This window comes from Intrasporangium zincisolvens (assembly GCF_034724055.1).
Lineage (GTDB): Bacteria > Actinomycetota > Actinomycetes > Actinomycetales > Dermatophilaceae > Monashia > Monashia zincisolvens.
In genome coordinates, this window is the sequence record NZ_JAWIIL010000001.1 from 600,032 (window position 1) to 623,042 (window position 23,011).

The following is a 23,011-nucleotide window of genomic DNA, read 5'->3' on the forward strand; positions in this document are numbered from 1 at the left end:
CGCCTGACGCGTCAGGCGCGTCCGTGGGCCGCCCGGCTCCGCCGGCTCAGCGCGTCCACCGTCACGGCGAGGAGCAGCACCGCGCCGGTGATCATGTACCGCTCCGGGGAGCCGAGGTTGATGAGGGCCAGGCCGTTGCTGATCGACTGGATGACGAGGATGCCGAGCAGGGCCGCGTAGGCCGAGCCCCGGCCACCGAAGAGGCTCGTGCCACCGATGACGGCGGCCGCGATGGCGTTGAGGTTGGTGTCGGCACCACCGCTGCTCTGGTTGGCCGCGGCGAGGCGGGCCGCCGCGAAGATGCCACCGACCGCCGCGAACGTCGAGCACATCGCGAACACCGTGAGGTAGATCCGCCGCACGTTGATGCCCGCCCGTCGGGCGGCCTCGACGTTGCCGCCGACCGCCATGACCGAGCGGCCCCAGCCGGTGCGCCGGATGGCGAAGTCCATGACGACGACGAGCGCGAGGAACACGAGGAACATCACCGACACGCCCCGGTCCTGGTTGAGCACCGCGATCGGGGCGACCAGGAGGACGGCGAGGAGCGCGGTGCGGGCCGCGACGAAGCCGACCGGCGTCGTCGACAGGCCGGCCGCGTCGCGTCGGGCGTTGGCGCGCAGGCGCGTGGCGGCGTACACGGCGACGACGAGCAGCGCGAGGACGTAGGCGACGACGGGCGGCAGGAACGTGAGCTGCGCGAACTTCACGAGGCCGGAGTCGAAGGGCAGGTTGATCGAGCCGGTCTCGCCGAGGACCTTGAGCTGCAGGCCGAGGAAGCCGAGCAGGCCGGCGAGGGTGATGACGAAGCTCGGCACCCCGAAGCGGGTGTAGATCGCGCCGTAGGCGATGCCGATGACGGTGCCGGCGAGGATCGCCGCCACGATCGCCACGATCGCCGGCCAGCCCTTCTCGACGGTGCCCACCGCGACGATGGCCGCCGCGAGACCGCTGATCGAGCCGACGGACAGGTCGATCTCGCCGAGCAGCAGCACGAGCACGATGCCGATCGCGATGGTGCCGATCGCGGCGCTCTGCAGCGTCAGGTTGACGAGGTTGCGCGGCGACAGGAACGCGTCGTTGAGGCTCTGGAACACGACCCAGATGATGACGAGGCCGACGACGACCGGCAGGGCGCCGAGGTCGCCGCTGCGCAGGCGGGAGAGGAAGGCGCGGGCCGCGCCGGCGAGGCCGGCCTCGGCGATGAGCCGCTCGTCCTGCAGGTCGGCCGGCAGGGCCGGGGCCGCCGGGACTGCCGGGGCCGCGGGCGGCTCGACGGTGCTGGTGGTCGCCGTGCCGGTGGAGTCGCGGGTGGGGTCGGGCGTCGTGGTGCTCACTGCTGCTCCTGCGTCTCGGGCTGCTCGGTGTGCGCGCGCCGCGAGGCCCGCTCGGACACCGCGTTGGTCGTGGCGCCGGTGATGGCGGCGATGATCTCCTGCACGTTGGTGCGGCTGACGTCGAACGTGCCGTTGTTGCGGCCGAGCCGCAGCACGGTGACGCGGTCGGCCACGGCCATGACGTCGCTCATGTTGTGGCTGATGAGGATGACGCCGAGACCGTTCTCGCGCAGGCGCTCGACGAGGTTGAGCACCTCTGCGGTCTGGGCGACGCCCAGGGCGGCGGTGGGCTCGTCGAGCATGACCACCTTCGGCTCGCCGAGGAGCGAGCGCGCGATGGCCACGGTCTGGCGCTGGCCGCCGGAGAGGCTCGCGACGGGGATGCGCACCGACGGGATGCGCGCCGAGAGCTGGCGCAGCAGCCGCCAGCTCTCCTGCTCCATCCGCACCTCGTCGAGGGCCCGGCCGGTGCGCAGCTCGCGGCCGAGGAACAGGTTGGCGACGACGTCGAGGTTGTCGCACAGGGCGAGGTCCTGGAAGACCGTGGCGATGCCGAGCCGCTGGGACTCCGCCGGCGAGGTGACGGTCGCGGGCGAGCCGGCGAACTCCATCGTGCCGGCGTCGGGCGTGTAGACGCCGGCGATGGTCTTGACGAGCGTCGACTTGCCGGCGCCGTTGTCGCCGACGAGGGCGACGACCTCGCCGGGGTTGACGTCGAAGTCGATGTTCGAGAGGGCCTGGACCGCACCGAAGCGCTTGGAGATGCCGCGCAGCGAGAGCACGGCCGTCTGCGTCGGTGCAGGTGGCGGCGAGGTGGTGGCGGTCATGCCGGTCGTGCCGGTCATCGGGGGCCGTCCTTCGGTCGGAGAGGGAGCGGGAGGGTGGTGCCGGTGGAGGGGAGGCGTGCGGGGTACGGGTGCGGACGGCCCGGTCGGCGCCGCCCGCACCCGGAGGGGCTCAGCTGATGCCGGCGGCCGTGCAGGCGGCGGCGACGCTGCCGGTGCAGATGTCGGCGGTCTTGTAGATGCCGTCCTTGACGACCGAGTCCTTGATCTTGTCCTTCGTCACGGCGATCGGGTCGAGGATCGTGGCCGCGATGCCCTTGAAGTCGGCGGACTTCTCCGGCGTCTCCTTGGCGGCGAGGGCGAGGGCAGCCTTGGCGGCGGCCTCGGCCTCGGGCTTGATCGGCTTGTAGATCGTCATGGCCTGGTCGCCGGAGAGGATGCGCTGGATCGCGGCGAGCTCGCTGTCCTGGCCGGTCACGGGCGGGAGCGGGGTGACGCCGCCACCCTTGAGGGCCGCGATCGCGCCGCCGGCCGTGCCGTCGTTGGCCGCGTAGACGCCGACGAGGCTGCCCTTGACCGCGGAGATCTGGCCCTCCATCCACTGCTGGGCCTTGTCGGGGCTCCAGTCCGGGGTGTCGTACTCGGCGGCGACCTTGAAGCCGCTGCCGTCGATGACGCTGTGGGCGCCCTTCTTGAAGTCGGCGGCGTTCGGGTCGGTCGGCGAGCCGTTGATCATGACGAGGTCGCCGGAGGTCTTGCCGCTCTTCTTCACGAGGTCGACGAGGGTCTGGGCCTGCAGCTTGCCGACGGTCTCGTTGTCGAAGGACACGTAGTAGTCGGCGCCTTCGATGAAGCGGTCGTAGGCGACGACGGGCACGCCGCTGCTCTTGGCGCTCGCGACGACCGACGCGGCGGCCTTGCCATCGACGGGGTCGAGGACGAGGACGCTGGCGCCCTGGGTCAGCGCGGCCTCGGCCTGCTGCTGCTGCTTGCTCGCGTCCTGGTCGGCGTTGCTGTAGATGACCTGGCAGTCGGAGCAGGACGCCTTGACGGCTGCCTCGAAGAGGGGGCGGTCGAAGGTCTCGTACCGGGTGGTCTTCGACTCGGGCAGCAGGAGGGCGATCTTCTTGCCGCCGCCGCCCGCGCCACCGGTGCTGCCGGAGGACGAGCCGTTGCCGTTGCTGCCGCACGCGGCGAGCGAGGTGATGCCGAGGCCGGCGGCGAGGACGAGGCCGGCCAGACGGGTCGAGCGAGCACGCATGGTGTGGAACTCCCTTGTTCTTGCGCCGGCAACCTCGGTGGTGCGGCCGTACGGAGTACAGCGTGTGCGCGGCCTTGACGTCAAGCCTTGAATTCAAGAAGTGGACGTAATCGTTACCACGAGGCCTTCGCGGGACGCGTGCAGCGCCTCGGCGGCGACGATCGCGCCGACGACGTCGGCGTCCGTGTCGAGCTCGGAGCGGCGGATCTCGACCGACGCCGCAGCGCTCGGGATCGCGCTGCGCTCGAGCGCCCGGCGCATCGGGTCGGTGATGAGGTCGCCGACCGCCGACAGCTGGCCGCCGACGACGACGACCTGGGGGTTGAGCAGGTTGACCAGGCCCGCCACCGCGACCCCGAGGTGGCGGCCGGCGTCGTCGAGGACGCGGCGGCAGCCGGGGTCGCCGTCGAGGGCTCGCGTCACGAGGTCGCGCAGGGTCAGGCGGCCGTGCGAGCCGGCCAGCGCCTCGGTCAGTGCCGGGGAGCCGATGAACGTCTCGAGGCAGCCGCGGTTGCCGCACCGGCAGATCGGCCCGTCCTCGTCGATGGTGAGGTGGCCGATCTCGCCGGCCGTCCCGGCATGGCCGCGGAACAGCTCGCCTCCGATCACGAGCCCGGCCCCGACGCCATAAGAGAGCTTGATGTACGCGGCATCCGAAATCCCTTGCAGCGCACCGCATCTCAGTTCCCCCAGCGCACCGAGGTTCGCCGTGTTGTCGACCGACACCGGGGCGCCGATTCGCCCGCTCATCTCGTCGGCGACGTGGACGCCGCGCCATCCGGGCAGGATGCTCTCGGAGCCCACCTGGCCCGTCACGCTGTCGACCGGGGCCGGGATGCCGACGCCGACCGCCTTGATGTCGGGCATCTCCCGGCCGGCCTTCTCGACGAGGTCGGACAGCAGGCGGGCGGCACGCTCCATGCCCTCGTCGGCGTGGTGGTTCTGCGGCAGCGGCATGCGCTGGCGGCCGATGACGTCGCGCGGCCCGGTGGCCACGGCGACGCGCACGTCGCGGTCGCCGAAGGCGATGCCGGCGAGCAACGTGTTGCCCGTGGCCAGCTTGACGAGGACGGCGCGGCGGCCGTTGCGGATGCTCGGGGCCAGCTCGACGGCAGCGGCCGCGTCGAGCTCCTTGACCATGTTCGAGACCGTCGCGGGGGACAGGCCCGTGGCGCCGGCGATCTCGACCTGGGTCATGGCGCCCTGGTCGCGCAGGGCCTCGAGGACGCGCAGGCGGTTGGCTTCGCGCAGTGACGCCTGCGAGCCGGGGGATGCCTGCGATGAATTCACGGGGTAAAGATAAGGGCTGGGGTCCGGTTTGGGTAGCGAGCGTCCGGCGGTCAGAGCGCTGCGGCCACGGAGCGTCCGGCCGTGCGACCGCTGAAGAGGCACCCGCCGAGGAAGGTGCCCTCGAGGGAGTTGTAGCCGTGCATGCCACCGCCGCCGAAGCCCGCGACCTCGCCGGCCGCGTAGACGCCCGGCAGCGGCTCGCCGCCGGCCCGCATGACGCGCCCGGTGAGGTCGGTCTCGAGCCCGCCGAGGGTCTTGCGGGTCAGGATGTTGAGCCGCACCGCGATGAGCGGGCCCGCCTTGGGGTCGAGCAGACGGTGCGGCGTGGCGACACGGATCAGCTTGTCGCCGCGGTAGTTCCGCGCACCGCGGATCGCCGTGACCTGGGCGTCCTTGCCGAAGTCGTTGGCCATCTCGTTGTCGCGCGCCACGATCGTCGCGCGCAGCGACCGCTCGTCGACGAGGTCCTCGCCGGTCAGCGCGTTCATGCCGTGCACGAGCTGCTCGAGGGTGTCGGCGACGACGAAGTCCTCGCCGTGCTGCTTGAACGCCTCGACCGGCGCGGGTGCCCCGGGCCGGACGCGTCCGAGCACCTGGCGCACGTCCTTGCCCGTGAGGTCCGGGTTCTGCTCCGAGCCGGAGAGGGCGAACTCCTTCTCGATGATCTTCTGGGTCAGCACGAACCACGAGTAGTCGTAGCCCGTGCGCACGATGTGTCCGAGCGTGCCCAGGGTGTCGAACCCGGGAAAGAAGGGCGCCGGGAACCGCCGGCCCGTCGCGTCGACCCACAGCGACGAGGGGCCCGGCAGGATGCGGATGCCGTGGTTGTCCCAGATCGGGTCCCAGTTGCGCAGGCCCTCGGTGTAGTGCCACATGCGGTCGGGGTTGATGACCCGTCCGCCGGCGGCCTCGGTGATGCCGAGCATCCGGCCGTCGACGTGCGCCGGGACCCCCGCGACCATCCGCTTCGGCGGGGCGCCGAGCCGCTCGGGCCAGGCCCGCCGCACGAGGTCGTGGTCGCCTCCGATGCCGCCGCTCGTCACGACGACCGCCTGGGCGGTGATCTCGAAGTCGCCGACGACCTCGCGGCTCGTCGCCTTTCCCCGGGCCGCGCCGTCGGGGGCGAGGACCGCACCGCGGACGCCGCTGATGACGCCGCCGGACCCGACGAGCTCGTCGACGCGGTGGCGGAAGGCGAGGGTGACGCGTCCGGCCGCGACGCCGGCCCGCACCCGACGCTCGAACGGCTCGACGATGCCGGGGCCGGTGCCCCACGTGATGTGGAAGCGCGGCACGGAGTTGCCGTGGCCGTCCGCACGGCCGTCGCCGCGCTCGGCCCACCCGACGACGGGGAAGAGGCGGTGGCCGAGGTCGTGCAGCCAGGCCCGCTTCTCGCCGGCGGCGAAGTGCAGGTAGGCCTCGGCCCACTTGCGCGGCCAGAAGTCCTCCTCGCGGTCGAACTGCGCCGAGCCCATCCAGTCCTGGGTCGCCAGCTCGATGGAGTCACGGATGCCCATGCGCCGCTGCTCGGGGGAGTCGACGAGGAACAGGCCCCCGAAGCTCCAGAACGCCTGGCCGCCGAGCGACTGCTCACCCTCCTGGTCCACGAGCACCACCCGCTTGCCGGCATCGGCGAGCTCGGCGGTGGCGACGAGCCCGGCGAGGCCGGCTCCCACGACGACGACGTCGGCTTCCATGCACGGCAACCTACCGGGGCCCGGACCGTGACCCCCGCTGATCGGTCCGCCAGGGGCGAATTCGCCCGTGGCAGAGCCACGTCTCCTGTCGCCGCGTCCGGCCCCACGCTGGGGTCATGACCGACACACTCGCACCAGCCGCGCTGGACGACCAGCTGTCGATGCAGCTGCTCCACCAGCGGATCATCGTGCTCGGGTCCGAGGTCGACGACCCCGTCGCCAACCGCATCACGGCCCAGCTCCTGCTCCTGTCCGCGCGCGACCCGCGCAGCGACATCAGCCTCTACGTCAACAGCCCCGGCGGGTCCGTCACCGCGGGCCTGGCCATCTACGACACGATGCGCGTCATCCCCAACGACGTGTCGACGCTCGCGCTCGGGTTCGCGGCGTCGATGGGGCAGTTCCTCCTCGGCGCCGGCACGCCCGGCAAGCGGTTCGCCCTGCCCAACGCGCGGATCATGATGCACCAGCCCTCGGCGGGCATCCAGGGCACTGCCGCGGACGTCGAGGTGCAGGCGAACAACCTCAAGGCCGTCAAGCGCCGCGTCAACGAGCTGCAGGCCGAGCACACCGGCCAGAGCGTCGAGCAGATCACCCTCGACAGCGAGCGCGACCGGTGGTTCAGCGCCGAGGAGGCGCAGGCGTACGGCATCGTCGACCACGTCGTCGCCTCGCTCGCCGACGTCCGCCCGCAGGGCGTGCAGCGCACGGTGGGCCTGCGATGAGCAGCTACACGATCCCGTACGTGGTCGAGCGCACGCCGGCCGGCGAGCGCAGCTTCGACATCTACAGCCGGCTGCTCCAGGAGCGGATCATCTTCGTGGGCACGGAGATCGACGACGGCGTCGCCAACGTCGTCATGGCCCAGCTGCTCCACCTCGCCGACGTCGCGCCGGACCGCGAGGTCTCGCTGTACGTCAACAGCCCCGGCGGCTCCTTCACGGCGCTCATGGCGCTCTACGACACGATGCAGTACGTGCCGACGCCGGTCGCGACGTGGTGCCTCGGGCAGGCGGCGTCGGCCGCGGCCGTGCTGCTCGCCGCGGGCGAACCCGGGCGGCGCTTCGCCTTGCGCCACTCACGCGTCCTGCTCCACCAGCCGTCCGCCGGCGGGCAGGGCACGGTGAGCGACCTCGCGCTCCAGGCCGACGAGCTGCTCCGCGTGCGCTCCCAGGTCGAGGAGGTGCTGAGCCGCCACACCGGGCGCAGCATCGAGCAGCTGCGCCTCGACACCGACCGCGACAAGGTGCTCACGGCTCAGCAGGCGGTCGAGTTCGGCGTCGTCGACCACGTCGTGGAGCGGGCCGAGGAGGCCCGTCTAGGGCGCTGACGCCGAGAGCGCGACGGTGCCGAGCAGCTGTCGGGCCTCGGCCACGGCCCGCCACTCACCGCGTTTCACGTGGATGCGCAGCGCGGCGTGCCAGTGCTGCTCGGCCTCGTCGCGGCGCCCGAGGCGCAGCAGGACGAGGCCGAGCCGCTTGCGGATGCTCGCCTCCCACTGCCCGGCGTCGGCGGCGACGACGAGGGCGAGGCCGTCGGTGAGCACCGTCAGGCCGCGGGCGGGGTCGCCGGAGACGAGGTGCCAGTAGCCGAGCTCGTCGAGGGCCTCGGTCTCGCCGGCGCGGTCGCCGATCTCGCGGTAGATGGCGAGGCTCTGCTCGAGGAGCCGGCGGGCGCGGTCGAGGCGCCCGCTGTCGCGGAGCATGACGCCGAGGTTGACCGCCGCCATGGCCATGCCCCGCCGGAGACCGATGCGCGTGTAGAGCTCGAGCGAGCGCTGCTCGTGGGCGATGCCGGCGGCGAGGTCGCCGCGTCGGGCGTGGAGCAGGCCGAGGTCGCGGTGTGCGGCCGCCACGGCACGCGCGTCGCCGACGCCGTCGCTCAGCTCGAGCGCCCGGGTGCGCAGCTCGATCGCCTCGCCGATGCGGTCCAGGCGCCCGAGCACGATCGCGACGGTCCCGAGCGCCGCGGCCTCGGCGGGCGCGTCCCCGCAGGAGCGGAACGTGTCGGCGGCGCGTCGGGCCTCCTCGAGGGCGGCCGCGTGCTCACCCCGACCGCTCAGGGCCAGGGCGAGGTCCTCGTGCAGGTGGCCCACCAGTGCCGGCGACGCGTCGGACGCGTCGCCCGAGGCTGCCGCGAGGGCAAGCCCGAGCATCTCCGGCCACCCGGCCGTGTCGACCCGGGCGACGTAGTACGTGATGAGCCCGAGCGCGAGCCACGGCACGTGGCGTCGGGCGGGGTGGTCGGCCGTCGCGAAGGTCTGCGTGAGGCCGATGATCTGGTCGGCGTCGGCGACGAGCAGGTCGAGGCACGCGGTGGGCTCGACGAGCGACGCGGACGGTGCCGTGAGCGCCGCCTCGTCGACGCCGACGGGCACGGCCCGGCTGTGGTGCCGGGTGCGCCAGGCGACCGCGACGTAGAAGGCGATCAGGCGCTCGATCCCGGCCGCTGCCTCCTGCGGGGCCAGGAACGCCTCCGCCCGCTCGCGAGCCACCGCCTGCACGAGGTCGTGCACGCGGTAGCGCCCGGGCGTCGTCGTCTCGAGGAGGCTGACGTCGGCGAGCCGTTCGAGGGCCGTGGCGGCGTCGTCCCGGGCCAGCCCGGTGAGCGCCGCGACGGCCGGCACCGAGAGCGACGCGGAGGGCAGCAGGCCGCACCACAGGTGCACGAGCGCCGCTGCGGCGTCGACGGGGTCGTCGCTGGACTCGAGGTGCTCGACCGACAGCGCGATGTTCGAGCGCACCGCGAGGTCGCCGCAGCGCAGCTCGCCCAGGCATGTGCGCGCCTCGGCGAGGCGCGAGGCGAGGAACTCCAGCGGCCACGACGGCCGGGCGGCCAGCCGGGAGGCGACGATCCGCAGCGCGAGCGGCAGGCCGCCGCACGCGTGCGCGAGCTCGGCGGCGGCGTCGGGGTCGGTGGCGAGGCGGTCGGCCCCGACGAGGTCGTCGAGCAGGCGCCGGGAGTCGTGCTCGGGCAGGACGTCGAGCGGCACGTGGTGCACACCGACGCGTGCGGACAGGGCGCGCCGGCTCGTGACGATGACCGCGCACCCCGGGGCCGCCGGCAGCAGCGGCTCGACCTGCGCGGCGTCGGCAGCGTTGTCGAGCACGAGCATCAGGCGCGACCCCGACACGATGGAGCGGAACATGGCCGCGGCCTGGTCGACGTCGTCGGGCACCTCGCCGGCGTCGCCGCCGAGGGAGCCGACGAGGAAGGCGAGGGCGCGCTGCGCCGATAGCGGTGCTCGCGCGTCGTGTCCCCGAAGGTCGAGGTAGAGCTGGCCGTCGGGGTACTCGTCGACGACGGCCGCCGCGGCGTGCACGGCGAGCGTCGTCTTGCCGAGCCCGCCCATGCCGACGATCGCCACGACGACGGGGGAGTCCCGCCGCTGCGGGGCTGTGAGCAGGGCCGTGATGCGGCCGAGCTCGTCCGCGCGTCCGGTGAAGGCGGGCGTGCGGCCCGGCAGCTGCCGCGGGACGGCCGGACGGCGCGGTGCCTCGGGCAACGCCGCGTCCCGACGCGACGTCGCCGCCCGCACGAGGTCGGCGCGCGCGCAGGCGTCGAGGCCGAGGCCGCCGGCCAGCAGCTCGACGGTGTCGGCGCGCGGGTGCCGGCGCTGCCCGCGCTCGAGGGCGCTGATGCCCTCGACGCTGAGCCCTGACCGTTCGGCCAGCGCCTCCTGCGTCAGTCCTGCCGCCTTGCGCTGCCGACGCAGCGTCGTGCCGAAGTCTCCGTCCATACCCGTCCCCTGGTGCGGTTCGGGGCCGCGGTGAGGCGACCCGTCGAGCGAAGGCGGACCCCCGGGAGGACCCGCACTCGCATCGTGGGGGAGTGCCGTGGGTGCCGCAACTCGGACGACGAATGTCCGGGTCGGTTGTCCGGGTTGTCCGTGGGCGCGGCCCGGGCATCGGGGCCAACCTCTGGTGGCGTGGCCCGGTCGACGGGACGGGGTCACCGACCACGTTCACCCACGAAAGGACTTCTCAATGAAGCTCGCACGCTTTGCCGCAGCGGGTGCGCTCGTGCTGACCGCCTCGCTCGGTCTCGCAGGAGCCGCCAACGCCGGCACGAGCAGCTGTCCGTCCGGCTCGTTCTGCTTCTGGAACCTGCAGAGCTACAGCGGCACGATGGGCCACTTCGCAGGCGACAACGCCGACTGGAGCATCTACAAGACGACGGCCTGCACGAGCGGGAGCTGGAGCAACTGCGCCGAGTCGGCGTACAACCACGGAACCCAGTGCACCGTCTACATGTTCGACGCGACGGGCTCCGAGGCCTGGAGGTACGGGTACCACTCGCTGGCCCGTGGGGACAGCACCCCGAACATGTTCGGGGACTACCTGAACAAGGTCAGCTCCAACCGCTGGTGCAGCCCGAAGTAGGCCGCCGATGTGGACTCGCTGGTTCGCAGGGGTCCTGACCGTGCTGGGGGCCGCGTGCGTCAGCGCGTGCGCGGTTCCCCAGGGCGGGGCGGCCACTTCGGTGCCGGCCCAGGATGCCAAGCCGGTCCTGTCCGAAGCCCTGGACCTCGCGACGTTCTCCGGCAGCTGGGGGCGGCGGCAGACGAGCATCGAGCGGGCGATGCGGCGCGAGTCGGACCACTGCATGGTGCTCAAGGGTTTCGAACCCCAAGGTGCGCCGGGAGCAGTCGAGGGTTTCGACGAAGCCGCGGCGATCGACCTCGCTCGGAGGTCACGGGTCGGCTACGCGTCGGAACCTCTGAGCGCCGGACCGTCCGCCTCGGATCCGGCCGTCGCGGCCGAGGCGCGCTACGTCTCGCGACTCACCCCGGCTCGGCGCGATGCCTACTACTCGACGCTGCTCGGGACGGGTGGGCCGGCGGTCAAGGTCCAGCTGCCCGGGGGTCGCCAGATCCTGACCCCCAGCACGGGGTGCATCGCCGAGGGGCGTCGTGCCGTCTTCGGGTCGATCGAGAAGTGGGCGATGGTCCAGTACGCGCCGGAGTCGCTCAGCGACCTCGTCACCCCGAAGATCGCCAACTCCTCCGTGTACCGCGGAGCCCTCAGGGCGTGGCAGAAGTGCTTGGCCGAGAGAGGGATTCACGCGCAGTCACCCGAGGCGCTGGAGGCCAGCTCCACGTCGCGCGCTCCTCGTCGTCCGCAGATCGCCGCCGCCGTGGCTGACGGCGAGTGCGCGCTGGAGTCGCATCTGCCGCGCGCCGCGATCCAGGCCCGAAAGGCGCTGCTGGCCAGCTCGCTCGACGCCGAGCAGCGCTCACTCCTCAACCAGGCGACCCGGCTGTGGCTCGATGCGGCGGGCGCGAGCGACACGTAGGCCTCCACCAGGACGACCTGTCCGGATGGGGAGTGCTCCCCACGTGCTCGGCGCGCGAAGGACGGACATCTCGGACACTCTCGAAACGCAGGGAACGGCACCTCACGAAAGGACACCGCACATGCGCACCTCACGACTCGCCCGATCTCTCGCGGCGCTCGCCCTCGTCCTCGGCGGCCTCGGCGCCGCCACGGCGACGATGACCGCCACGGCCCCGACCGCCCACGCCGACGAGTGCTACTCGTGGCCAAGGACGCTCGGCTCCGGAGCCTCCGGCGCTGACGTCACCCAGCTGCAGATCCGTGTCGCCGGCTGGGTGCCGCGCGGCCAGGTCATGGGCATCGACGGCTCCTACGGGCCGCAGACGGCGACGGCCGTCACCAGCTTCCAGCGGGCCTACGGCCTGGCCGCCGACGGCGTCGCCGGTCCGGCCACGTTCTCCAAGATCTACGCGCTGCAGAACCCCGACTGCTCCCCGGCGCACTTCAGCTACGCCGAGGCGAGCTACAACTGCGGCCGGGGATTCACCGGCACGGCCGCCAACAAGGAGAACATGAAGCGCGCCCTGTGGCGTGCCGAGGCGTTGCGCCACCAGCTCGGCGACCACCCGCTCAAGGTGACGTCCGGCTTCCGGGACGCCACGTGCAACGCGTCGGTCGGCGGTGCGAGCAACAGCGTCCACCTCAACGGCGGCGCCATCGACCTCGTGCCCGGCGACAGCGCCACCTCGATCTGCAGCATCGCCAAGCAGGCCCGCTACGCCGGCTTCGGCGGCATCTTCGGCCCGGGCTACCCGGCGCACGACGACCACGCGCACGTCGACATCCGGTCCACCATCACGTGGGACGCGCACGCGTGCGCGGGCTGGTGACGCGCCATGTGTGACTCGCACGCACCGTCGCGACGCGTCGTGCTCGGTGGCCTCCTCGGGGTCGGCGGCGTCGCCGCCCTCGGGGTGGCCGCCGCCGAGCCGGCCGCGGCGTCGGTCGCCCGCCCGGCGATCGTCGGCTGCGCCACGTGGGGCGCCCAGCCCGCGACGTCGACGATCAGCATGGTCGGCCCGCCGCAGAAGATCCTCGTGCACCACACGGACTCGGCGAACACGACCGACTACTCCCAGGCCGCGGCGTACACGATCGCCCGCAACATCCAGCAGTGGCACTTCGCCCGCGGCTGGATCGACTCGGGGCAGCAGTTCACGATCAGCCGCGGGGGCTACACGCTCGAGGGTCGGCACCGCTCGGTCGAGGGCCTCGGCTCCGGCTCGAGCAGCGTCTTCCCGCTCGGGGCGCACTGCACCGGCCAGAACTCGACGTCGATCGGCATCGAGAACGAGGGCACGTACATGACGACCCTGCCGACGAGCGCGCAGTGGACGGCCCTCGTGAGCCTCTGCGCCTACCTCTGCCAGACGTACGGCCTCGGCCCCGAGGACATCTACGGGCACCGCGACTTCCTCGACACCGACTGTCCTGGAGATGCCTTGTACGCCAAGCTTCCCCAGCTCCGGTCGGAGGTCGCGGCGAAGCTCGGCACGTCGAACCCGCCTCCGCCGCCGACGCGTTCGTGGCCGACCCTGTCGCAGGGCGCGTCGGGCTTCCGAGTCACGGCGGCGCAGTACCTGCTGCGCCACTCGGGGCGCAGCCTCACCGTCGACGGGTCGTTCGGCCCCGGCACCCAGGCCGCGGTCGTGTCGTTCCAGCAGTCCAAGGGCCTGACGGCCGACGGCAGCATCGGCCGCCTCACGTGGGAGTCGCCGCTCGCCGTGACGTGCAGCCAGGGCCAGTCCTCCGACGCGGTCCGCGGCGTCCAGTCGGCCCTGACCGCCCGGGGGTACTCCGTCACCGTCGACGGCGTCTTCGGCTCGGGCACGGCCTCGGCGGTGCGGTCGTTCCAGACCGCCAGCGCCCTCGACCCCGACGCCGTCGTGGGTCTGAACACGTGGAGCAAGCTGCTCGCCTGAGGCGAGCCCGACACAGCAGGAGGAACACCCTGATGAAGACCCATCGCCGGACGTTGTCCGGCCTCCTCGCCGCGGTCGCCGTGCTCGTGCTCGGCGTCGCCGTGGCACCGAGCGCGTCGGCCGCCAGCAACGACCAGACCGCCTTCAACTACTTCGTCGGCAAGGGCCTGACGCAGAACCAGGCGGCCGGCATCGTCGGCAACCTCATCCAGGAGTCCGGCAGCCCGATCAACCCGTACGCCAACCAGGCCGGCGGTCCGGGCATGGGCATCGCCCAGTGGAGCGAGGGCGGCCGCTGGGACCACGACGCCAGCGACAACGTCGTCTGGTACGTCGCGAAGACCGGGCGCAGCCGCTACGACCTCGGCGGCCAGCTCGACTTCATCTGGTACGAGCTGACGACCTTCTCCGGCTACGGCCTGTCCGACCTGCGGGCCTCCTCCAGCGTCGACACCGCCACGACCGTCTTCATGCAGAAGTTCGAGCGCTGTGGCACGTGCGCGACGACGCAGCGCATCGCCTACGCCAAGGACGTCCTCGCCAAGTACGGCACGGGCGGCTCCGGCGGGGGCACCACGGAGACAGCGCTGCCCGTCCTGCGCAACGGCAGCAGCGGCTCGGCGGTGCGCACGCTGCAGTACATGCTGCGGGCCTCCGGCCGGTCGGTCACGGCCGACGGGGTCTTCGGCTCCGGCACCGAGTCCGCGGTGCGCTCGTACCAGTCTGCGCACGGCCTGTCCGTCGACGGGGTCGTCGGCAACAACACGTGGTACTCGATCCTGCCCGTGCTGCGCCAGGGTGCGACCGGCGACGCGGTCACCGGCCTGCAGCGCGAGCTCGTCGACGCCGGCTACTCACTGACGGTCGACGGCTCCTTCGGCCCGGCGACGAACACCGCGGTGCGGTCCTACCAGTCGAAGGTGGGCCTCGTCGTCGACGGTGTCGTCGGCAACAACACGTGGGGCAGCCTCATCGACTGAGGCGTCGCCCGAGCGGCCCCGACCCGATCGAGAGAGCAGCTCGTGCCTCGTGGACGAGCTGCTCTCTCGATGCGTCAGGACGCCGGGACGTCAGGACGCCAGGACGAACGACGCGCGGGCGCCGGTTGCGGGAGGGGTGACCGGGACGAGCGGAGCGGCGCTCGAGGACGCGGACCGCTGGTGCTCGATGCGGGTCGTCAGGTCGAGGACGGGGGCCACCGCAGCCTCGGCCGTGAGGTCGAGCAGCTGCCGGTGGGCGGCGCCGATGAGGTGGGTGATGCTCGAGCCGAGGGCGCGGCACACGGCGTCGAGGACCTCCGAGGACGGCTCCTTGAGACCGCGCTCGACCTCGGACAGGTAGGCCACGGAGATGCCGGCCTCGCCGGCGACCTCGGCCAGGGTGCGGCCCTGCCGCAGCCGCAGGCCGCGGATGAGCCCGCCGTAGACGTGGCGGAGCAGGGGCCCGCGTCGACGGGCGGGGGGCCTCACGGGTCGTGCGGGTCGGCTGGTCATCGCGGTCTCCTGTCGTCGGTGCCGTGGCTGCGACGCCTCCAGCCAGCGTCGCACCCGCGGGCGCCGGGACCGAGCGGTTCGCGTACGCCTACGGCGAAACGGGCCCACCCGACAAAAGATGTTGACGCCGTCCACTCGCGACCTAGGCTGTCGGTGGGGCTGTCGGTGGCGGAACCTACCGTGGTCCTGTCACCGACCCGACAGCGTCTGCAGCTGGAGCCCTCACATGACCCTCGCCGACACCGACCGACCACCCCGCCCCTCCCACCGCTTCGACGGTCCGGCCATCGAGGCCGAGCACCTCGTCAAGCGCTTCGACGACATGACCGCCGTCGACGACGTCTCGTTCACGGTGCCGCAGGGCACCGTCCTCGGCCTGCTCGGCCCCAACGGCGCCGGCAAGACCACCACGGTCCGCATGATGACCACGCTCACCGCCCCGACGAGCGGCACCGCGCGCGTCGCGGGCCACGACGTGCGCACCGATCCCGAGGCCGTGCGTCGCAGCATGGGTCTCACCGGCCAGGCCGCGACCGTCGACGAGATGCTGACCGGTCGCGAGAACCTCCGGCTCATCGGCTCGCTCTACGGCCTCGGCCGGCCCGACGTGCGGCGCCTGTCCGACGAGCTGCTCGAGCGGTTCTCCCTCACCGACGCCGGCAACAAGGTGGTCAAGGAGTACAGCGGCGGCATGCGGCGCCGCCTCGACCTCGCGGTCAGCCTCATCGCCGCACCGCCGGTCCTCTTCCTCGACGAGCCCACCACCGGGCTCGACCCGCGCAGCCGCGTCGAGCTGTGGGAGGTCCTGCGCGGCCTCGTCGCCGACGGCACGACGCTCCTGCTCACGACGCAGTACCTCGAGGAGGCCGACCAGCTCGCCGACCGCATCGTCGTCATCGACCACGGCCGGGTCATCGCCGAGGGCACGCCGCTCGAGCTGAAGGACCAGTCCGGCCAGGCCGCCATCGTCCTGACCGTGTCGCACGCCGGCCAGCTCGAGGAGGCGCGCGCCCTGCTCGCCTCGCACGTCAGCGAGGTACACGTCGACGTCCCGGCGCGCCAGCTGACCGCGCCCGCCGAGGGCCTGTCCGACATGACGCGTGTCGCGGCCGTCTTCGACCGCAGCGAGATCGTCCTCGACGACCTCGGCCTCAAGCGTCCGAGCCTCGACGACGTCTTCCTCAGCCTGACCGGCCACCGGGCCGAGCAGGAGGGCGATGCCGCCGCGTCCGCAGAGGGGGAGTCCCGATGACCCAGTCCACCGCCACCGACACCCGGCGTCGCGCCGACGCCGCGGCACCCGTCCTGCACCCGCCGGGGCTGCTGCGCCAGGTGCAGATGATGGTCTGGCGCAACCTCAAGCACACCCGGCGCCAGCCGGAGATGCTCACCGACGTCACGATCCAGCCGATCATGTTCGTCGTCCTGTTCGCCTTCGTCTTCGGCGGCTCGATCCAGACCGACAGCGCCTCCTACCGCGAGTGGCTGCTGCCCGGGATCATGGCCCAGACGATGGCGTTCTCCTCGTTCATCGTCGCCAACGGCCTCAACATGGACCTCGACAAGGGCATCATCGACCGGTTCCGGTCGCTGCCGATCTCGCGCGGCTCGGTCCTCATCGGCCGGAGCGTCTACGGCATCATCCACTCGAGCATCGGCGTCTTCGTCATGTCGATGACCGGGCTCGTCATCGGCTGGCGCATCCGGGACGGCTTCGGCCCTGCGGTGCTCGCCTTCGCGCTGCTGCTGCTCTTCGGGTTCTCGATGATCTGGATCGGCATCCTCGTCGGCTCGGCGATGCGGTCGCCCGAGGCCGTCAACGGCCTGATGTTCACGACGATGTTCCCGATCACCTTCCTGGCCAACACGTTCGCGCCGACCGCGGCCATGCCGCCGGTGCTGCGCACCATCGCCGAGTGGAACCCCATCAGCGCGCTCGTGCAGGCGATGCGCGAGCTGTGGGGCAACGTCCCGGGCACCCCGCCGGGTGCGGCCTGGCCGTTGCAGCACGCCGTGGGTGTGTCGATCGGGTGGTCGCTGCTCATCACGGCCGTCGTCGCGCCGCTCGCGATCCGCGCCTACGTCCGCCGCACCAAGGACTGACGACGCGACGCCACGTCCTGACGCCCGAACGGCGCGGTCCCCGGTGGGGGGCCGCGCCGTTCGCGTCGGTGGTGGGCGGCTACTTGACCGAGCCGCTCATGAGGCCGCCGATGAAGTAGCGGCCGAGCAGGATGTAGACGAGCAGCGTCGGCAGCGACGCGAGGAGCACGCCCGCCATGATCTGCGGGTAGTTCGGGTTCTGCCCGCCGGCCAGCTCGTTGAGCGCGTACGTCACCGGGCCGTTGTTGCGGTTGGTGAGGAACAGCGCGAAGAGGAAGTCGTTCCAGGCCGAGGTGAACTGCCAGATCATCGTCACGACGAAGCCCGGGATAGAGATCGGCAGGACGACCGAGAAGAACGTGCGGAGCAGGCCAGCGCCGTCGACCTTGGCCGCCTCGAGGATCTCCGTCGGCAGCGCGGTGGAGTAGTAGTTGCGGAAGATCAGCGTGCAGATCGGGATGCCGAAGATGATGTGCACCGCGATGAGCTTCGGGATGCCCTCGAACCAGGAGAACCCCGGCGTCGACTGCACGTCGATGAGCATCCCCTGCAGCGGGATCATGACCGCCTGGTAGGGGATGAACATCCCGAAGAGGAACAGGGTGAAGACCGTCGTCGCCCCCGGGAAGCGCCACTTGGAGAACACGAACCCGTTGACCGAACCGAGCACCGAGGAGACCACGGCGACCGACAGGGCGAGGATGAGCGAGCGGAACAGGGCGGGCGACAGGGCCGTCCACGCCGAGGTCCAACCCTCCCGGGAGAGCACCGTCGGCAGGGACCACGCCTGGCCCGCCGTGACGTCGCCGCTGCGCTTGAGGCTCGTGACGAGCAGCACGTAGAGGGGCAGCAGGATCATGATGAGGAACAGGAGCAGCAGCCCGTACCTGACGGTGCGCCCCCACACGGTGCCCTCGGTGCCGGGCGCCTTGCCCGTGCTGCGACGCGTCGGGATCGGCTCGCCGACCGCGCCACCACGCCCGCCGGCGGCGGCCGGCGCGACCTCGTTCGTCGTGGCGGTCATCCGCGCGTCTCCTTCTCCGTCTTGTTCGTGTAGATGAGGTACGGCACGACGACGAGGGCGACGAGCACCAGCAGGATCGTGGCGTTGACCGCGGCGGCGGTCGGGTTGTTCTGCTGGAACATCTGGGTCCACATCATCGTCGCGGGCACGGAGGCCTTGTACGAGTTCTGGCCGGCGATCGCGTAGATGAGGTCGAACATCTTCATCGACATGTGGCCGATGATGATGAGCGCCGACAGCGCGATCGGGGACAGCTGCGGGAAGAGGACGTGCCGGTACAGCTTCCACTCGCTCGCACCGTCGATGCGGGCGGCCTCACGCTGGTCCTCGCTGATGCCGCGGAAGCCGGCGAGGAAGAGCGCCATGACGTAGCCGGACAGCTGCCAGATGGCGGGGATCGCCATGGCCGCCATCGAGAACGCGCTCGGCGACTGCCACCACGCGCTCTGGAAGCGTTCCAGCCCGATCATCGCGAGCAGCTGGTTGAGGCCGACGGCCTGGTCGCCCTTGCCGGGCGAGAGCAGCCAGCGCCACACGACGCCGGCCGCGATGAACGAGATCGCCATCGGCAGCAGGTACACCGAGCGGAAGATGCCCTCGGCGCGTACGCCCTTCTCGAGGAGGACGGCCCACAGGAGGCCGAAGAGCATCGTGCCGGCGACGAACGCGACGGTGAGGACGAGGAGGTTGAAGAGGGCGTGCTGGTAGTCGTCGCTGCCGAGCAGCTTCGAGTAGTTCTCGAGGCCGCCCGGGTTGGTGACCCGCTTGCTCGCCTTGGTCACCGTGCGGTCGAGCGATGTCGCGACCGTGCGGCCGATGAGCCAGTAGACGAAGACCCCGACGAGGATGATCGACGGCAGCACGAGGAGGAACCCCGGCAGCCAGTCCTTGGTCTTTCGCATGGATGGTCCTTGCTGGGAACGGTGGGGCGCTGGAGGTGGCCGACCGGCCGGCGCGGCTCCCGGTGGTTCGGGAGGACCGCGCCGGCCGGGCCGGCGTCAGCAGACGATGGGCAGGTGCCGCGTCAGCCGAGGTTCTTCTTCGCGGCGGCGGCGAGGTCGCTCACGAGGGTCGCGTCGTCCTTGGTCGAGTAGAACTTGCTGATGGCGGAGCTGATGTCCGCGTTCCACGCGAGCGACACGGCGGCGCCGTGCGCGATCGAGGAGACGATGGTGTTCGACTTGAAGGCGTCCATCGCGGACTGCTGGTAGGGCGGGAAGTCGGTCTTCGGCACGTCGGTGCGCGCCGGGATCGAGCCCTTGGCCAGGTTGAAGGCCTTCTGGCCGTCGGCCGAGCCGATGAGCATGAGCCAGTCCTTCGTGCCGCCGGGGTTCTTCGCGCCCTTGGGGAGCGTGAAGGAGTCGGCGAGGAAGTCGAAGACGCCGTCGGTGCCCGGGGTCGGGAACCACGTCCAGTCCTGGTCCTGCTTCTTGCCCTTGTCCGCGAACTCGGCCACGGCCCAGTCGCCCATGACGTTGTAGGCGGCCTTGCCGTCGATGACCATGTCGGTCGCCACCGGCCAGTCGTCACCGTCGGAGGCGGTGTTGGTGTAGGTCAGCAGCTTCTTGTAGTCGGCCGCGGCGGCCTTGACCTCCGGGGAGTCCCACTTGGTCTTGCCGTCGAACAGGCCGCTGTACTTGTCGGCGCCGAGGTCGGCGATGAGGACGTTCTCGAACAGCTGGACCTGGGTCCACGTGCCCGAGACCGACAGCGGCGTCGAGACGCCCGAGGCCTTGATCTTGTCCATGTCGGCGATCCAGGACTTGATGTCCTTCGGCGGCTCGTTGACGCCGGCCTTCTTCAGGACGGCGACGTTGGCCCACACGACGTTGGCGCGGTGGATGTTCGAGGGCACCGAGTAGATGTTGCCGTCGACGGTCAGCCGCTCGATGAGGTTCTTCGGGAAGGCCGACTCGCCGCCGAGCGCCTGGATGACGTCGTTGACGGGCTCGATCTGCCCCGCGTCGATGTAGTCGGCGAGCTCGGCACCGGCGTGGCCCTGGAACGAGTCCGGCGGCTGGTTGTTCTGCAGGTCGGACGCGAGCTTGGCCTTCGCGTTCGAGCCGGCACCACCGGCGACGGCGAGGTTGACGAAGTTGTCGTTCGGGTACTTCTCCTTGAAGAGCGCCTCGAGCGCATCGAGGCCCTTCTTCTCCGAGCCGGACGCCCACCACGTGAAGACGCCGACGTCACCGCCGGCACCGCCGGCCTTGGTCGCGAGCGAGGTGCTCGCGGCGCCGCCGGAGCCGCCGGTGTCGTTGTTCGAGCCCGACCCGCAGGCCGCGAGGGCGACGGCCACGACCCCCGCCATTGCCACGGCTGCAACAGCCCTGTTGCGCATTGATCCTCCTAGTTGGTTCCGATGCCCCGACCGGTTGGTGGTGGGACTCGGTGTGGTGCCGGTGCCCCCTCCGGGTCCGGCCGTGTGTCGGTGCCGCGGTCAGGCGGCGGGAGTGCCGTCCGGTGGCATGCACCGGATGACGGTGACGTCTCCCTCGACGCGGACGGAGCCCGCGCCGTGGGGGACGAGGAGGACATCTCCCCTGGTGATGTCCATCGAAGCGCCGCCGGTGTCGTCGGCGCCGGTCACGAGGGTCCCGTGACCGTCGACGACGACCGTGACGGCGAACGCCGCCTCGACGGTGACCGGCTCGGGGCCGGTCGACCGGACGACCTGCGCCCGGAAGAAGGTGTCGGCCTGCGCCGGCAGCGCCCCGCCGGCGCCGACGACGTCGGACCAGCGTCGCCGCAGGTCCGCGAGGGCCTCCGGGCTCAGCGGACCGCGGTCGACGCTGCGCAGCGCGAGGCCGCGCTCGAGGCCGAGGAAGGCGTGCGCCTCCTCGAGGCCGAAACGCTCGTGCTCGAGCATGACGGACAGGTCGGTGGGCTCCTGCAGCTCGAGGACGAGGACGCCCTCGCCGATGACGTGCGGCTGGCCCGCGGGCACGAGGATCGCGTCGCCGCGGGTCACCTCGACCGGGTTGAGGGCCGCGAGCAGCTGCTCGTCCTGGGCCTCGACGAGGTCGGCCAGGTGCTCCGGGGAGACCTCGTCGCGGAACCCGAGCCACACGCGGGCGCCGGGCTCGGCGTCGAGGACGATCCAGGCCTCGGTCTTGCCGTTGTCGCAGTGCAGGTGGGCCTTGGCGAAGGCGCGGTCCGGGTGGGAGTGGACCGGCAGGCGCTCGCCGCTGTCGAGCAGCTTGGTCAGCAGCCCGGGCACGACGCCGTACGCGTCGACGTGCGCGGCGCCCAGCCACTCCTGCGGGTCGGACTCGAGCACCGCCGGCAGGTCTCTGCCGTCGTCGAGGTGCGTGACCCCGCCGCCACCCTCGGCGAAGAGGCGGGTCGTCGAGGCGAGCCAGTCCTCGGGCCGGTGGCCGTCGAACCCGTCGGGGACGGGCAGGCCGCGGAAGGCCAGGATGCGTTCGCCGCCGCGGTAGAAGCGGTGCGGCGTGTTGACGGGCAGGTGCCTCGGGACGAGGTGCTGGGTCGTGGTCATCGGTGGGTTCCTCGGGTGCCGTCGCGGCGGACGCCGGACGCGCGGACGATGAGACGCGTCGGCATGACGACGGTCTGCGGTGGGGACTCGTCGCCGAGGAGGCGGGAGAACAGCTGCTGGGCCGCCTTCTGCCCCATGGCGGCCGGGTCCTGGTGGACGACGGTCACGGGTGGGTCGATGAGCTCGGCGAGCTCGAAGTCGTCGTAGCCGACGAGCGACAGGTTCGCGTGGAGGTCGCGGATCGCGAAGAGCGCCGCGAGGGTGATGCGGTTGTTGCCGGTGATGACCGCGCTGATCGGCTCGGGGCCGGCGCTCCACCGGGTCAGGACGTCGCGGACCGACACGACCGAGTGCGGGCCCATGACGACCCGTGCCGAGCCGGGCAGGCCGAGCGCGTCGTGCGTGGCGACGAAGGACTCACGGCGCTGGCGGGCGGTCCAGAAGCCGGGGTCGTCGCCGAGGAAGGCGATGTGGCGGTGGCCGTGGGCCACGAGGTGCTCGATGGCGCTGCGCACCCCGCCCTGGTTGTCGCTGAGCACGGTGTCGCGCGGGGTGCCCCGCACCGGGCGGTCCATGTAGACGATCGGGGTGCCGCTCGCGTCGATCTCCGGGTCGGCCGAGGCGGCCTCGCTCGCGGGCACGACGACGATGCCGTCGACGCGTCGGGCGATGAGCGCCTCGAGCGCGGCGCGCTCGCGGCTCGGGGAGCCCTCGGCCGAGGCCGTGATGAGCTGGTGCTGGCGGATCCGGGCCTCGCGCTCCACCGCTGCCCCGACGAGGGAGTAGAAGGGGTTGGCGAGGTCCTCGACGACGAGCCCGATGGTGAAGGTGCGGCCCTGGCGGATGAGCCGGGCGCCGTCGTGGCGACGGAAGCCGAGCCGTTCGATGACGGCCCGGACGCGCTCGGCGGTGTCGGGTCGCACCCCGGCCTCGTGGTTGACGACGCGCGACACCGTCTTGACCGAGACATGAGCCTCGGCGGCCACGTCCGCCATGGTGGGACGTGTGCCTGTCCGGTGGTCAGACAACGCTGTCATGCCTGCCATCTGAGCAGATCGAGGCGAACCCCGGCAACGAAATGCGGCCGATCGAGGGTAGGGCGCCCGGTTCCTGTCCGATTGGCTGTCCTGACCGGACAAGAACCATCTGCACCGTTGACGACACTCGTCCCCCGGAGAAAGTCTCGCGGAGTCTTGCACCGCTCAGCTCAAGGACGAGCACGGAGGAACCGATGGGTTTGACACCAGGGATCCAGAGAGGCGCC

General features: G+C 71.8%; 21 protein-coding genes. 9 read left to right on the top strand and 12 right to left on the bottom strand.

Annotated features, from left to right (window positions below; genetic code table 11):
* Positions 1–11: 11 nt before the first annotated feature.
* The 5 genes from RY076_RS02750 to RY076_RS02770 form a co-directional block, all read right to left on the bottom strand.
* Positions 12–1,337, bottom strand: a complete 1,326-nt coding sequence (locus RY076_RS02750; RefSeq protein ID WP_323095929.1) for a sugar ABC transporter permease — start codon at positions 1,335–1,337, stop codon at positions 12–14.
* A complete protein-coding gene (locus RY076_RS02755) occupies positions 1,334–2,164 on the bottom strand; it encodes an ATP-binding cassette domain-containing protein (RefSeq protein WP_323096385.1) in 831 nt (276 codons plus the stop codon). The genes RY076_RS02750 and RY076_RS02755 overlap by 4 nt, the downstream gene beginning before the upstream one ends.
* Positions 2,165–2,294: 130 nt before the next feature.
* Positions 2,295–3,383 (bottom strand): ABC transporter substrate-binding protein, encoded by a 1,089-nt coding sequence (locus tag RY076_RS02760; protein WP_323095931.1) that lies wholly within the window; start codon positions 3,381–3,383, stop codon positions 2,295–2,297.
* 93 nt (positions 3,384–3,476) lie between these two features.
* Complete coding sequence (locus RY076_RS02765; RefSeq protein WP_323095933.1) at positions 3,477–4,673, bottom strand: ROK family transcriptional regulator; 1,197 nt, start codon at positions 4,671–4,673, stop codon at positions 3,477–3,479.
* A gap of 50 nt (positions 4,674–4,723) precedes the next feature.
* The gene (locus RY076_RS02770; protein ID WP_323095934.1) at positions 4,724–6,370 is read right to left on the bottom strand and encodes an FAD-binding dehydrogenase; all 1,647 of its coding nucleotides are present in this window, start codon (positions 6,368–6,370) and stop codon (positions 4,724–4,726) included.
* A 116-nt stretch (positions 6,371–6,486) separates the two neighbouring features.
* Between RY076_RS02770 and RY076_RS02775 the strand changes: the two genes are divergently transcribed.
* Both RY076_RS02775 and RY076_RS02780 read left to right on the top strand, forming a co-directional pair.
* Complete coding sequence (locus RY076_RS02775) at positions 6,487–7,095, top strand: ATP-dependent Clp protease proteolytic subunit (protein WP_323095935.1); 609 nt, start codon at positions 6,487–6,489, stop codon at positions 7,093–7,095.
* Positions 7,092–7,700, top strand: a complete 609-nt coding sequence (locus RY076_RS02780; protein WP_323095937.1) for a ClpP family protease — start codon at positions 7,092–7,094, stop codon at positions 7,698–7,700. Before RY076_RS02775 ends, RY076_RS02780 begins: the two co-directional genes overlap by 4 nt.
* On the opposite strand, the gene RY076_RS02785 is transcribed toward RY076_RS02780, so the two are convergent.
* Positions 7,689–10,109: a tetratricopeptide repeat protein gene (locus RY076_RS02785; protein ID WP_323095939.1), complete on the bottom strand. Its 2,421-nt coding sequence runs from the start codon at positions 10,107–10,109 to the stop codon at positions 7,689–7,691. The genes RY076_RS02780 and RY076_RS02785 overlap by 12 nt on opposite strands.
* Positions 10,110–10,356: 247 nt before the next feature.
* Here RY076_RS02785 and RY076_RS02790 point away from each other — a divergent pair, with 247 nt between their 5' ends.
* From RY076_RS02790 to RY076_RS02810, 5 genes are all read left to right on the top strand, one after another.
* On the top strand, positions 10,357–10,752 hold the full coding sequence (locus RY076_RS02790) for a peptidase inhibitor family I36 protein (protein WP_323095940.1): 396 nt from the start codon (positions 10,357–10,359) through the stop codon (positions 10,750–10,752).
* A 7-nt stretch (positions 10,753–10,759) separates the two neighbouring features.
* Positions 10,760–11,665 (top strand): hypothetical protein, encoded by a 906-nt coding sequence (locus RY076_RS02795; protein ID WP_323095942.1) that lies wholly within the window; start codon positions 10,760–10,762, stop codon positions 11,663–11,665.
* A 121-nt stretch (positions 11,666–11,786) separates the two neighbouring features.
* Positions 11,787–12,536, top strand: a complete 750-nt coding sequence (locus RY076_RS02800) for a D-Ala-D-Ala carboxypeptidase family metallohydrolase (RefSeq protein ID WP_323095943.1) — start codon at positions 11,787–11,789, stop codon at positions 12,534–12,536.
* A 6-nt stretch (positions 12,537–12,542) separates the two neighbouring features.
* Positions 12,543–13,628, top strand: coding sequence for a peptidoglycan recognition protein family protein (locus RY076_RS02805; RefSeq protein ID WP_323095945.1), 1,086 nt, complete (start codon positions 12,543–12,545; stop codon positions 13,626–13,628).
* Positions 13,629–13,660: 32 nt separating this feature from the next.
* Positions 13,661–14,608 carry a phage tail tip lysozyme gene (locus tag RY076_RS02810; protein WP_323095946.1) on the top strand — a complete coding sequence of 316 codons (948 nt, stop codon included), beginning with the start codon at positions 13,661–13,663 and terminating at the stop codon, positions 14,606–14,608.
* Positions 14,609–14,698: 90 nt separating this feature from the next.
* On the opposite strand, the gene RY076_RS02815 is transcribed toward RY076_RS02810, so the two are convergent.
* Positions 14,699–15,121, bottom strand: coding sequence for a helix-turn-helix domain-containing protein (locus RY076_RS02815; RefSeq protein ID WP_323095948.1), 423 nt, complete (start codon positions 15,119–15,121; stop codon positions 14,699–14,701).
* 226 nt (positions 15,122–15,347) lie between these two features.
* Between RY076_RS02815 and RY076_RS02820 the strand changes: the two genes are divergently transcribed.
* Together RY076_RS02820 and RY076_RS02825 are read left to right on the top strand one after the other, a co-directional pair.
* Positions 15,348–16,373: an ATP-binding cassette domain-containing protein gene (locus RY076_RS02820; RefSeq protein ID WP_323095950.1), complete on the top strand. Its 1,026-nt coding sequence runs from the start codon at positions 15,348–15,350 to the stop codon at positions 16,371–16,373.
* Positions 16,370–17,224, top strand: a complete 855-nt coding sequence (locus RY076_RS02825) for an ABC transporter permease (protein WP_323095952.1) — start codon at positions 16,370–16,372, stop codon at positions 17,222–17,224. The genes RY076_RS02820 and RY076_RS02825 overlap by 4 nt, the downstream gene beginning before the upstream one ends.
* Before the next feature lie 79 nt (positions 17,225–17,303).
* On the opposite strand, the gene RY076_RS02830 is transcribed toward RY076_RS02825, so the two are convergent.
* The 5 genes from RY076_RS02830 to RY076_RS02850 all read right to left on the bottom strand — a co-directional run bounded on the left by RY076_RS02830 (position 17,304) and on the right by RY076_RS02850 (position 22,742).
* Entirely contained in the window at positions 17,304–18,248 is a 945-nt protein-coding gene (locus tag RY076_RS02830; RefSeq protein ID WP_323095954.1) for a carbohydrate ABC transporter permease, read from the bottom strand.
* Positions 18,245–19,150, bottom strand: a complete 906-nt coding sequence (locus tag RY076_RS02835) for a carbohydrate ABC transporter permease (protein ID WP_323095956.1) — start codon at positions 19,148–19,150, stop codon at positions 18,245–18,247. The genes RY076_RS02830 and RY076_RS02835 overlap by 4 nt, the downstream gene beginning before the upstream one ends.
* Positions 19,151–19,272: 122 nt before the next feature.
* Positions 19,273–20,589 carry an ABC transporter substrate-binding protein gene (locus tag RY076_RS02840; RefSeq protein ID WP_323095958.1) on the bottom strand — a complete coding sequence of 439 codons (1,317 nt, stop codon included), beginning with the start codon at positions 20,587–20,589 and terminating at the stop codon, positions 19,273–19,275.
* Positions 20,590–20,688: 99 nt separating this feature from the next.
* Positions 20,689–21,747 (bottom strand): class I mannose-6-phosphate isomerase, encoded by a 1,059-nt coding sequence (locus RY076_RS02845; protein WP_323095960.1) that lies wholly within the window; start codon positions 21,745–21,747, stop codon positions 20,689–20,691.
* Positions 21,744–22,742 carry a LacI family DNA-binding transcriptional regulator gene (locus RY076_RS02850; protein ID WP_323095963.1) on the bottom strand — a complete coding sequence of 333 codons (999 nt, stop codon included), beginning with the start codon at positions 22,740–22,742 and terminating at the stop codon, positions 21,744–21,746. The genes RY076_RS02845 and RY076_RS02850 overlap by 4 nt, the downstream gene beginning before the upstream one ends.
* Positions 22,743–23,011: the final 269 nt, after the last annotated feature.